This window comes from Paenibacillus sp. UMB4589-SE434 (assembly GCF_030226685.1).
Classification (GTDB): Bacteria; Bacillota; Bacilli; order Paenibacillales; family Paenibacillaceae; genus Paenibacillus_B.
On sequence record NZ_JASOYK010000001.1, the window covers coordinates 2,081,264 to 2,093,867 of the forward strand.

The following is a 12,604-nucleotide window of genomic DNA, read 5'->3' on the forward strand; positions in this document are numbered from 1 at the left end:
TTAATACATCTTCGTATCCAGCTGACGCTGTACAATTCGTACAATATCCGCAATATAATCACCAATAATAGGCAGATTAAGTGCACCTAACCATTGGAACACATACAGCAGCATCGCTGTAATTACCGTCAGGCCAACAGCGATGCCAACACCTTTGGCTGCCCCAGCCATCAGGTTGACCCAGATTAACTTGCGTGGTTTTAATAGAAGCTCCGTATATTCGTACATACGGGACTTTTCCATTTGCAGCGCAAGCTTCTGCGTAAGAAGATGTACCTGCTCCAATATTTCACGGTCTGATTTATTTTTATTTTGAATACATTCCGAAATTTGTTTAGTAAGCTTAGCAGATAATTCCTCTTCACTTTGTTGCTTTTTCTTTTTCATTAAGGAAAGCCCCCTGTTCGGGTCAACAATGGTATCCTGTGAAAAAGAGCGTGACCGCCCGCGACTGTGTGCCGCTTCGGTCGACGCTCTCTTCATATGCCTTGAAGTTGTTCTGTCCCACGTTCACACTCTAGTGTGACCAGAAGAGATCGGTTATATGCTTAACATCGCAGCATCTCAACATCTCAACATCCTACAATCAGACAATCATCAGACCCTATCATCCAATTAACGAATCACTAGCCCAATCGTCTTGGAACCTAATTCAATGGTTTCCATGTCTGCTTCTTGACCAAACGACAGAGCGGACACCAGAACGTTGTCCCGCAGTGTGGATTCAAATGCTTGGATGGCCGCTTGCAGTTCCGCATCTACATGCAGGACGAGGTCAACACGCTTCTCGATTGGTAGATCGTGCTTCTTGCGTGTATCTTGAATAGCACGAACCACTTCGCGCACCCAGCCTTCCTGCTCAAGTTCAGGTGTAATATCTGTATTCAACGCTACTGTCATCTTGTAGCCAGATGCGGAAGCAAACCCTTCCTTCGCAATCTTCTCGATCAGAAGCTCTTCTCCCGTAACCGTCAGCACTTCTCCATCAGAGCTTGTAAAGGACCACGATCCACTTTCGACGATTTTGCGCGCTGCTTGCGCATTCATAGCGCGGAGCTCATTTTGTAATGGGCCGACATTTTTGCCGTACTTCTTGCCCGCTACTTTCAGGTTAAGCTTCAGGCTAAAGTCTACAAAGCCATTATCGCTATTCTCGATGCGAATTTGTTTCACGTTAATTTCGTCCTTGATCACTTCCTCGTAGCCGCCAAGATCGAATTCACGATCCATCGACACGATCAATTCTGAAAGCGGCTGACGTGTCTTGATACTAGTCTCGTTACGAACATTTCGCGCCAATTCGACGATTTGACGAGCCGTCTCCATATCTCGCTCCAGCTCTACGTCAATCATTGCAGCATCAGCATGCGGATAATCGGCCAGATGCACGCTCTCATGTTCACCACCCAAATTGCCGTACATATCTTCTGCCAGCATTGGCGCGTATGGCGCAATCAACTTGGACAGCGTCAACAACACCTGTTGCAGCGTCTGGTAAGCAGACAGCTTATCGTCTGTCATTTCACTGCCCCAGAAACGATCACGTGAACGGCGAATATACCAGTTACTCAGCTCATCAACATACAACTCGATAGCTTTGGCAGGATTCAAGAAGTCATTAGCTTCTAGTCCTTTGCTTACTGTTGTCATTAGCGTATGGAGACGAGACAAAATCCAACGGTCCAACTTATTGCTGGATGGCTTCACTGGATATGCGCTTGCGTCATAATTATCAATCGTAGCGTACAACGCATAAAATGCATGTGTATTCACAAGTGTATCAATTACTTTGGACTTGGCTTCGGCAACGATCTGCTTGGAGAAGCGCTTCGAGTTCCAAGGTGCGCTATCAGAGAGCAGCGCCCAACGGAATGCGTCTGAGCCGTATTCATTGATGATTTCCCATGGATCAATGACATTGCCTTTGGATTTGGACATCTTCTGACCGTTCTCATCCAAAATATGCCCCGTCGCCATAACCGCTTTATACGGTGCCACTCCTTTGAACAGCGTAGCCACCGCCAGCAAGCTGAAGAACCAGCCGCGTGTCTGGTCGATTCCTTCACAGATCATATCCGCCGGGAATTGCTCCTCAAATTTGTGCTGATCACCAAACGGGTAATGCTGCTGCGCAAATGGCATCGATCCACTATCGAACCAAACGTCGATAACCTCGGATGTACGCTCCATCACACCGCCTTCGCAGTGAGGGCAATGCAGGTGCACTGCATCTACATAAGGCTTATGCAATTCCAAATCCTCACTTACCGGACTAGTTGCACGCTCACGCAAATCAACATGACTGCTCGGTGCATATTCTCCATGACAGGAGTTACATACCCATACGTTAAGCGGTGTGCCCCAATAACGATTGCGGCTGATGTTCCAGTCCACCAAATCCTCTAGGAAGTTACCAAAGCGTCCTTCACGGATATGACCAGGATACCAGTTGACCTTGCTGTTATTTTCTATTAACTGTTCTTTAACCGCTGTCGTCTTAATGAACCAGGATTCTGTTGCATAATATAACAACGGGGATTTACAGCGCCAGCAGAATGGATAGCTGTGCTCATATTTTTCCTTACTGAATAAAGTTCCGCGCTCGGACAACATCTTCACGATGTCTATATCACAATCCTTCACGAAGCGCCCTGCCAGATCTGTAATCTCGTCCGTATAACGTCCGTGTGTATCGACTACACTCACGAAGCTAAGCCCGTTATCGCGGCATGCCTTATAGTCATCCTCACCATGTGCAGGCGCCATATGCACGATTCCCGTACCGCTTGCATCCGTCACAAAGTCGGCGCCAACGATATGATGTCCCTTCTCAGGCTTCACATAAGTGAACGGAGCATCGTAGGACTTCCCAATAAACTCTGCACCTTTATGTGTAGACAGTACTTCGTAATCCTCTTTCATAACCTCTGTTACAAGATTACTTGCTACGATATAAACTTCGTCCCCTTGCTGAACCCGGACATAATCCATTGCAGGATTCATCGCTAACGCTACGTGTGCCGGCAGCGTCCAAGGTGTCGTCGTCCACGCGAGCACATATTCACCACTGTCATGCAGCTTAAACTTGGCTGTTGCGGACAGATCTTTCACCGTCTCGTATCCTTGTGCCACTTCATGTGAGCTGAGCGTTGTCTGGCAGCAAGGGCAATAAGGGCTTACACGGTGACCTTTATACAGGAGTCCTTTTTGATGAATCGTCGACAAAATGTGCCATACACTCTCGATATATTTATTATCCAGCGTAATATACGGATCGTCCATGTTAGTCCAGTATCCGATCGCTTCTGTCAGTTCACGCCATTTGTGTTCGTATACAAATACGCTGTCTTTACATTTTTTAATAAAGGCTTCGACGCCATAATTCTCAATCTCTTGCTTGCCAGATATGCCAAGCTGTTTCTCCACGCCTAGTTCTACTGGAAGTCCATGTGTATCCCATCCAGCTTTACGAACAACACGATAACCCGACATCGTCTTGTAGCGGCAAATAAAATCTTTGAGCACCCGACCGAGCACATGCCCGATATGAGGCTCGCCGTTAGCAGTCGGCGGTCCTTCGTAGAATACAAAGTTCGGCTTGTCTTCACGGGAATTGATCGATTTTTTAAATGTGCCTTCACCATTCCATTTTTGCAACACTCGCAGTTCACGGTCACGTGCACGTTCTTTGACGTCTACTTTTCTCACAGCAATCTTCCTTTCAGTCTAAGAAAATAAAAAAACCCGCCCCCAAAAAGGGACGAGGTTAGCTCGCGTTACCACCCTTGTTCCGTCAATCATCATCACGAACGAGTCTCATTACATACAAGTAAAAGAGAGACCTCTGTTCATTCAATCAACGGCACTCAACAGCCCGGATAACGGTCGGAAGCCGATTATGCTTACGGTCCAAGCACATAGCCTGCTCTCAGCATAATATCTCGGGGATGATGTCCTCTACGTCATGTTCATCGGTTCTCAGCTTATCCGACTCTCTGGTAGAACCATGTACGTTAAGGTGCGTTCCCGTCCATGAAATTACGATATACAACTAGGCAACATATGCTGCCATACGTAAATTATAACTATTTATAACGCGTTTCGCAGAAAAAGTCAAACGCTGTCCCGGTATACACTACAAATGGGGCGTTAGTAAGGTTCTCTTACTTCAGCCCGCTCAAGCGCTTCCCAACCATCCTGAGTTAGCAGTTCAAGCTGTGCCTCTATTAAAGTACGGAAGCGTGCTCGATATATAGAAGCCTGTTTCTTCAGCTCGTCTACTTCCATCGCTATTTTACGTGACTTCGACAAGGCATCGTTCACAATACGGTCTGCATTTTTCTCTGCTTCTTTCAGGATAAGCTGTGCTTCCTTCTTTGCATTGCCTCTCACTTCATCAGCAGCTTCCTGTGCAACAATAATCGTTTTACTTAACGTTTCTTCCAAGTTCGCAAAGTGGTTCAGTTTGTCCTGCAAAGACTGCGCATGATTCTGAATTTCCTTATTCTCACGGATCATCGCTTCATAATCTTTAATGATCTGATCCAGAAATTCATTTACTTCGTCTTCATCGTATCCACGCAGCTTGCGCCCGAACTCTTTATTATGTATATCTAATGGTGTCAAAGGCATGGTGTGCACCTCCTCAAATTTACGAACCCTCTAAAACAGTTAGTGGTTACAATCATTCGACAGGAACTGTCATTATTCCTGCCTTTTATTTAGTCTAATTATTTCTGTTCTGGCTATACATCTATACATATACGCCGACAGTCACACGGATACGGCCTTTCTTCGTCATGCCCTCTTCCTCAAGCACTTTGAATCTGCCAAACCCTTTCAAAGAAACGACATCCCCTGATCTCAGCTGTGCGGATGGATCTTCCTCGACCCTCCAATTTACCTTGCATCGTCCACCCTTGATAGGCACGACGATCTTGGTTCGGCTAAGACGGTAAACATCACTTGCGATTCCATCCAGCCGCATCGAGGCGACGGACAGCTGCATCGGCTTAAGCGTAACTTCTACAGGTCGAAGACTAGAGAGAGGCACAATCCCTGTTGATACAGGCACACGGTGCACTTGCTGCAAATGTGTATCCAGAAAGGAGGAGATATCATCAGTGACAAGCACATGACAGCAATCGTCCGCCACATGGATGTCTCCAATCTTGTCCCGCTTAATGCCGAGTCCGAGTATCGCTCCCATAAAATCTCCGTGTTCCAACTCAAGCCACTTGCGATCAGGTGATTGAATGTCTAACACCTGGATGTTCATCGGCTCCGCTTCCAGATATACATAATCAGGAGCAATACAAGCCCGTTGACGCTCCGCACCTGGATATCCGCCATCCACCCGAACATGAACGTCTGGATGACGGTTCGCCAACGTTTGCACGATGTAGATTTGTCGCGGATCCATGAAATCTGTAAGTCGTACTTCATGATGTTCTGCGGCACGCTCAATCCATTCTAGAACTCTGTCGACAAATACCCGTTCTTCAGGATGAAAGTGAACCATTAATTGTTCATTGCCCATCTGCTTTATCCTTCATCTGCTACAAAATAGATGTAACAACCGTAATTAATCCCATATTTACAAATCGAAGCACAAACAACGCAACAATCGGTGAAATGTCGATCATGCCACCGAGTGGCGGAATAAAGCGACGGAATATCCCTAAGTAAGGCTCTACCAATTTACCAATTGTCTCCCCAATAAAACTAGACCGAACGTTCGGTACCCATGACATCAGTACATAAATAATAATTAGCCACCAGTAGACCTCAAACAACACATTTATATACTTAATTATTTGATATTCCAAACCAGTCAAATTAAGTTCACCTCATTTGATTATAATCAAGCTCTTCGGAAAACATTTCTGTGATCGAACCTTGTACTTCAATATGCTCAGGCACACATAAGAAAATATTACTACCGATCTTAGAAATGTTACCACTTAAAGCATACACGGTTCCGCTCAAAAAATCGATAATACGCAGCGCTTGATCATTGCGAATACGTTGTAGATTGATGACAACCGAGCGGCGGGAGCGAAGATGATCGGCAATTTCCTGCGCTTCATCGTAAGAGCGAGGCTCATAAAGTACCACTTTGCTAGCCTTTTGTGAATGTATACTCACAATATTAGCTCCCTTCGCAGATTTACGATGTTGATCAAATACAGGCGCTTCAACTTCCTGCTCATAATCATCATGAGAAGCTACTTTCTCCCGCTCTGTATATTCTTCTTCTTCCTGCATACCGATAAAATTCAAAAAACGGTTCATTACGCCCATCTTATTCCCCTTCTTTCCCCACCAGGATGGAACCGAGTCGAACCCAGGTTGCTCCCTCTTCGATTGCTACTTCGAAATCGTTTGACATCCCCATGGATAGATGTTGTATAGGTTCCGACAAATTGTGATTGATCTCGTCGCGCAATTGGCGCAAGCCGCGAAACACAGGTCTCGTATCTTCAGGCTCTGCCTCATAAGGTGCCATTGTCATAAACCCAAACGGCACAATATGCGGGTACTCACGCAACTGCTCCAAAAACGGCTTCACTTCATCAGGAGCAAGCCCTTGCTTAGTTTGTTCACCTGAAATATTCACTTGAATAAAGCAGCGCACCTTCGTCTGGAGTGAACTCGCACGCTTCTCGATTGCTTCCGCCAATGACACACGATCTAAGGAATGGATGTACGGAAACTTACCAACGACATCCTTAGCTTTCTTTGATTGAAGCGACCCGATAAAATGCCACGTCGCATCTGAGTGAAAGGAATTCCACTTCTCTTCGGCATCTTGCCAACGGTTCTCTCCAATATGTGTTAGTCCAGCCTGTATAGCTGCACCAGTCACGTCAAGCGATACATACTTGGTCACCGCGATCACATGAACGTCTTCGCGGCTTCTTCCGCTTCGTGTACACGCGGCTTGAATCCGTGCTTCTACGTTGTCTATTCTGTGCTGCAGCGTCATATTGTCATCCCTTCTTCCAGCCAACCGATCCAACTTGCCATACGTCCTGTCTGTCCGCCTTCCATTCGATGTGAATAGAACAGATCTGTTCGACAGCCAGTACACCAATTAGTACATTCGATATTTGTTGTCAAAATTCCTGCTTTGATCAACAATTGTCGATTGATTTCCCGTAGATCTACCATGGCATGCCCATCAGACACAGGTGTCAGTACATCTCTTATATCAAGCTGCAACTGTTCATACAACGATCGAATGCGATGAATGACCCGCTCGTCCACTTCATAACAGCACTTGCCTATAGAAGGTCCTATCGCCGCTCGGATATGTTCCTTCTTGCATCCAAATTGATCTACCATGGCGTTCACAGTTGCAATCGCAATCTGTTCAACGGTCCCCTTCCACCCTGCATGAGCGAGTCCGACAACACGTGTTGCCGGATCCACAAATAACAGCGGAACGCAATCTGCATAGAACGAAGTTAACCACAACCCCGATTCGACGGTTAGCAGTGCGTCTGCATTTGCAATCGCATCCTCACGTTCACATCGACCTTTGCCCCGATCATTCGCTGTTACTATATGTACACGGTTGCCATGAATTTGTTCTGCGCATGTCCAAGTCTCGAAGGGTAAGCCGCTCACCTGAGCTAGCCGTTGACGGTTCGTTATGACCGTCTCCTTATGATCATCTACATGTAAGGCACAGTTCAAAGAATCATATCCGCCGGAACTTACGCCACCGATTCTCGTTGTAAATCCAACTGTTAAACCAGGTATTTCTTTCACCCATTTTGTTATTTCCAATACAGTTGGCGAATCACCGCGCTCGGAGTGCTTGAGCTCAAAAGGTTCCATTGTCCTCACCTCAACGTACAGTTTACCACAATCCGCGAAGGCAAAACTACCTACAGGGCTGTTATGGCTGGACTTTATAAGGAGCGATTGCATGTTCAGCCTCGTCAAGCCGCGGCGGCTTCACTTCTTCCATCTTCACCAATACGACGTCTGCACCAATCTTGACAATATGGCGCCATGGGATAATAAGCTCAGCCCCCCCACCGAACAAGCCAAGAAACTTACTGTAGTTAGGAACTACAATTGCCTCAATTCGTCCCTGCTTCAGATCAAGCTCCAAATCACTGATCTGGCCTAGCTTTTTGCCATCCACGATATTGATAACATCTTTTGTTTGAAAGTCAGATATTTTCATTGCGCTCATCACACCCTCTGCCATCTTTCAACTAGTATATGAACGAATCAGGCAAAAAAGAGCAGCGTACAAGCTTACAGGATACAATTGCAGCTTGAAAATACATCAATACACAACAAAAGGCGATCCACATCCTAAGTTATCAGGGATGCGATCGCCTTTTGTACTCACCTCTACATTTGCATATATAACGGAATCCACTTCAGGGGCATAATCCGCTGCACTTGTCGCATGGCATCTTATACTCGGACATGCTTCTGCATCTGGTTGATGGCTGATTTTTCGAGGCGCGAGACCTGAGCCTGTGATATTCCGATTTCGTCTGCCACCTCCATCTGTGTTTTACCTTCAAAGAAGCGCATGGATAATATCATTTTCTCGCGTTCATTCAACTTGCGCATCGCTTCACGAAGCGCGATCTCTTCAATCCATGACACGTCTTTGTTTTTGTCATCACTGATCTGATCCATAACAAATATCGGGTCGCCACCATCGTGATATATCGGTTCAAATAAAGACACGGGGTCCTGTATCGCATCCAAAGCAAACACAACGTCTTCCTTTGGGACATTTAGAGCTTCCGAAATCTCATGAATGGTCGGTTCACGTGAATTTTGATTCGTTAACGCGTCCCGAACCTGCAGCGCTTTATAAGCAATATCACGCAAGCTGCGCGATACCCGAATGGGATTGTTATCCCGCAAATAACGCCTGATCTCCCCGATAATCATCGGTACGGCATAAGTTGAAAATTTAACGTTCTGCCCTAGATCAAAATTATCAATTGCCTTCATAAGACCGATGCAGCCGACTTGAAACAAATCATCCACAAACTCACCACGGTTGTTAAACCGTTGTATTACGCTAAGCACAAGCCGTAAATTGCCGTTTACAAGCTTCTCTCGGGCTATAAGTTCGTTTCGTTCCTGTAGAGCCACGAACAATGCACGCATTTCAGCGTTCGTGAGCACGGGCAGCTTAGATGTATCGACACCGCAAATTTCGACTTTATTTCGGGTCATTCGTGATTACCTCCCAAGGAGAAACATTAATGTACATTATCTCCTTGGACCCCCGAATTATTCCTGTTCCGTTAGCAAGATGGAATGCTCAAGTCCGCTTTACAGGGCTCAAAGTCGCATCCCATCAACGATATTTTCATTTTTCTTCTCTTAAAAAAATTTAAGGCTATTTCTGCATACAAAGGGCCCGAAATCTATACAATGACTTCGGGCCCGCCTTTTACACCATTTTATTAAATTCTTTGCGCAATCGCTTAATAATACGCTTTTCAAGACGGGATATGTAAGACTGGGAAATGCCAAGCAGATCGGCTACGTCCTTTTGGGTCTTCTCTTCACCGTCCGATAAACCAAAGCGCAGCTCCATTATCATACGCTCGCGTTCACTTAACTTATCTAGTGCTTTGTGCAGCAGCTTACGATCAACTTGCTCTTCAATGTTTTTGTAAATCGTATCATTTTCCGTACCTAATACATCAGACAATAACAATTCATTACCATCCCAATCGATGTTTAACGGCTCGTCAAAAGAAACCTCTGTTCTTGTTTTGCTGTTACGTCGCAGGTACATCAGAATTTCATTTTCAATACATCGTGAAGCATAAGTGGCTAATTTAATTTTCTTCTCAGGGTCAAAGGTATTCACAGCCTTGATCAACCCGATAGCACCAATCGACACCAAGTCTTCAATGTGTATACCTGTATTTTCAAATTTGCGTGCTATATAAACGACAAGTCGTAGATTTCGCTCTATCAGCATAGCCCGTATTGCCGTATCCCCTGAGGAAAGCTTGCCTAATAAATACTCTTCCTCTTCCCGGGTAAGAGGTGGTGGCAGTGCTTCACTTCCTCCAATATAATACACATCCGCACGCTTAAGGCCTAATAGCAGAAGCATTCTGTACATTTGAATCTGTATAAACATTTTCCATTTCAACCGCATCGCCGTTCCTCCCTATGAACGTAAATAAAATAATGATGATAGGAGTGCCTCTTACGCAACTATCCTATTAAGATGCCTTCGTAGATACCGGTACAGAGGCTTCCGGTTGTTGCAGTGCTGCTGCTATAAGTTCCGGGTGTATAATTGCCTGGAACTGTTCATCTTGCGATAGACGACCACTATCGAGCCCGATAATGACTTGTCGGCTCCTATAGATACGTCCTTCATGCTTAACTACTATATAATCAGGCTTAAAACCTAGCATCCACTGTGTTGCCTGATTGACACCACGGTAAGGCAAAATACGCAGCTTAGCTTCATCAATCGGACATGTTCCATTGGCCGAAGATTCAGCGTCATATGTGTGAAAGCAATCCAAAACCGCTCCTTCTTGAATCGCTTTAAGCCATTCTGTCGGTAGTACCCCGTCCCACAAGCTTGCGTTAGTAATCATAACAGGAGCACCCGATATAGGCTCTTTTAAGCTATTTCCTGTATCAATAAGTCCTTGACACGTTCTAACCGTATCGCCTATTCCGATCTCGACGTCTGCAATAAAGCTGTTCATCTGAGTCTGATCCTTCTGCTGACGCCAAGCGATTCGATAGATCGCATAGGAAGCAGCAAGGCCGAATACTAGCATTCCCGCACCTAATTTCAGCTGTTCATGCACAGCCTCAGTACTTGTTGTTCCAAATGCGGACCACAAAGTGGCATCCTTTATTAAGTACTGAATGCCAAATGCACCACCTGCTATAACAAACGCACTAAAATAAAAAGCTAACAAGTTACGTAAGAAAAATCCAAGTTGGTGAAATCCAAACGCCACTATAAGCATACATATAGATATAAGCACCTTTCCCCCTATAGTAACGAGGAAAGGGACTGTTGGCACAAATAGAACAGCCGCATATACCGTTCCAATTGCTGATGCGCTTGCCATTCGCCATTTTGGCGGTCGAAGGCCCCGCAAGCGCGCCGACATCGCAAGCAGTGTCCAGTCAAGAACTGCGTTTAAACCAAAGACAAGATCGGCATAAATGACGGCCAATGCGCTCCCTCCTTTAACTAAACCGCCAGTATCTATTGAGTTCATTGAGATTAAGACTAGTATAATGATCGCAAGCTTCGAAGTCTGTCTAATACTGGGTGAGGAATGTCACTTTTTTTGTCGAGGAGAGTCAACGATAACATGTGCGATAAGTATTATCATCGATGAAATACTAAAAAGGGATGCCCTCACAGTCAATAGACTGAGGGCATCCCTTAAGATGTAATACCTATTAATCGTTATTTGAGTTGCGTGGACGATTACGTAAAAAAGTTGGTATATCCAACTGGTCCGAAGAGGCTTGATTGCCAAATGGACGGAGCGTGGATGTACGTGAATCCTGGGGCTCCTGCGCAGTAGTATTGTGAGTCGCAGATGGACGACGTACGGAAGGAATCTGCGGTGCAGGCTTATGTTCGAAGCCCGTCGCGATAACTGTTACCTTTATATCTTCCTTCATGTTCTCATCAATGATAGCACCAAAGATCATATTTACTTCTGGATCAGACGCAGCGGTCACGATTTCAGCAGCCTCGTTCACTTCATAAAGCGATAAGTTTGAGCCGCCGGTAATATTCATGATGACACCACGCGCTCCATCAATAGATGTCTCAAGCAGTGGACTCATTATGGCTTTGCGTGCTGCTTCAGACGCACGTTCTTCACCCGTCGCTATGCCGATACCCATCAATGCAGAGCCACGTTCTGTCATAATGGTCTTCACGTCAGCAAAGTCCAAGTTAATCAAGCCCGGCACCGCAATTAGGTCGGAGATGCCTTGAACCGCTTGGCGCAGCACGCCATCTGCTGCGCGGAACGCTTCAAGCATCGGAGTCTTCTTGTCTACGATTTCAAGCAATCGATCGTTCGGAATTACGATTAAGGTATCTACCTTCTCTTTAAGAGCCTCAATGCCCAATTCCGCTTGAGAAAGACGTTTGCGACCTTCAAATGTGAAGGGACGCGTGACAACACCAACTGTCAATGCGCCACACTCACGTGCGATCTCAGCAATAACAGGCGCAGCTCCCGTTCCAGTACCGCCACCCATACCAGCAGTGACAAATACCATGTCAGCGCCTTTTAGCGTGTTCATGATCATTTCACGGGATTCTTCAGCAGCTTTCTTCCCTACGTCCGGATTAGCACCTGCACCAAGCCCACGCGTAAGCTTGTCCCCGATCTGCAGCTTATGCTCAGACTTTGCGAAGTGGAGCGCCTGCGCGTCCGTATTTACTGTAATAAATTCAACACCCTGTACGCCGTTATCAATCATTCGGTTAACAGCATTGCTGCCGCCACCGCCGACCCCGATAACTTTAATCTGGGCTAATTGTTCCATCTCAAATTCAAATTCCAACATGAGTTCTCCATCTCCCCTTCAATGT

At 45.8% G+C, this 12,604-nt stretch carries 13 protein-coding genes; all 13 read right to left on the reverse strand.

Translation table 11 applies throughout. The annotated features are described in order from the left end of the window. A complete protein-coding gene (locus tag QP775_RS08685; RefSeq protein ID WP_239328522.1) occupies positions 1-387 on the reverse strand; it encodes a DUF5665 domain-containing protein in 387 nt (128 codons plus the stop codon). A gap of 228 nt (positions 388-615) precedes the next feature. Next, positions 616-3,708 (reverse strand): isoleucine--tRNA ligase, encoded by a 3,093-nt coding sequence (ileS, locus tag QP775_RS08690; RefSeq protein ID WP_239328523.1) that lies wholly within the window; start codon positions 3,706-3,708, stop codon positions 616-618. Positions 3,709-4,149: 441 nt separating this feature from the next. Next, a complete protein-coding gene (locus QP775_RS08695; RefSeq protein WP_028544989.1) occupies positions 4,150-4,632 on the reverse strand; it encodes a DivIVA domain-containing protein in 483 nt (160 codons plus the stop codon). Between the two features lie 121 nt (positions 4,633-4,753). Then, positions 4,754-5,521, reverse strand: coding sequence for a YlmH family RNA-binding protein (locus tag QP775_RS08700; protein ID WP_285105202.1), 768 nt, complete (start codon positions 5,519-5,521; stop codon positions 4,754-4,756). 37 nt (positions 5,522-5,558) lie between these two features. Next, on the reverse strand, positions 5,559-5,828 hold the full coding sequence (locus QP775_RS08705; protein ID WP_239328718.1) for a YggT family protein: 270 nt from the start codon (positions 5,826-5,828) through the stop codon (positions 5,559-5,561). A gap of 16 nt (positions 5,829-5,844) precedes the next feature. Further along, positions 5,845-6,303: a cell division protein SepF gene (locus tag QP775_RS08710; RefSeq protein WP_028544986.1), complete on the reverse strand. Its 459-nt coding sequence runs from the start codon at positions 6,301-6,303 to the stop codon at positions 5,845-5,847. A gap of 1 nt (position 6,304) precedes the next feature. Further along, complete coding sequence (locus QP775_RS08715; protein ID WP_239328719.1) at positions 6,305-6,988, reverse strand: YggS family pyridoxal phosphate-dependent enzyme; 684 nt, start codon at positions 6,986-6,988, stop codon at positions 6,305-6,307. Further along, positions 6,985-7,845, reverse strand: a complete 861-nt coding sequence (gene pgeF / locus QP775_RS08720) for a peptidoglycan editing factor PgeF (RefSeq protein WP_285105205.1) — start codon at positions 7,843-7,845, stop codon at positions 6,985-6,987. Before pgeF ends, QP775_RS08715 begins: the two co-directional genes overlap by 4 nt. Positions 7,846-7,906: 61 nt before the next feature. Next, positions 7,907-8,200, reverse strand: a complete 294-nt coding sequence (locus tag QP775_RS08725; protein WP_239328720.1) for a YlmC/YmxH family sporulation protein — start codon at positions 8,198-8,200, stop codon at positions 7,907-7,909. A 239-nt stretch (positions 8,201-8,439) separates the two neighbouring features. After that, on the reverse strand, positions 8,440-9,222 hold the full coding sequence (gene sigG, locus QP775_RS08730) for an RNA polymerase sporulation sigma factor SigG (protein ID WP_028544982.1): 783 nt from the start codon (positions 9,220-9,222) through the stop codon (positions 8,440-8,442). 220 nt (positions 9,223-9,442) lie between these two features. Continuing rightward, positions 9,443-10,165 (reverse strand): RNA polymerase sporulation sigma factor SigE, encoded by a 723-nt coding sequence (sigE, locus tag QP775_RS08735; RefSeq protein ID WP_239328527.1) that lies wholly within the window; start codon positions 10,163-10,165, stop codon positions 9,443-9,445. 67 nt (positions 10,166-10,232) lie between these two features. After that, the gene (locus QP775_RS08740) at positions 10,233-11,216 is read right to left on the reverse strand and encodes a sigma-E processing peptidase SpoIIGA (protein ID WP_285105207.1); all 984 of its coding nucleotides are present in this window, start codon (positions 11,214-11,216) and stop codon (positions 10,233-10,235) included. A gap of 232 nt (positions 11,217-11,448) precedes the next feature. Next, positions 11,449-12,579 carry a cell division protein FtsZ gene (gene ftsZ / locus QP775_RS08745; protein WP_285105209.1) on the reverse strand — a complete coding sequence of 377 codons (1,131 nt, stop codon included), beginning with the start codon at positions 12,577-12,579 and terminating at the stop codon, positions 11,449-11,451. Positions 12,580-12,604: the final 25 nt, after the last annotated feature.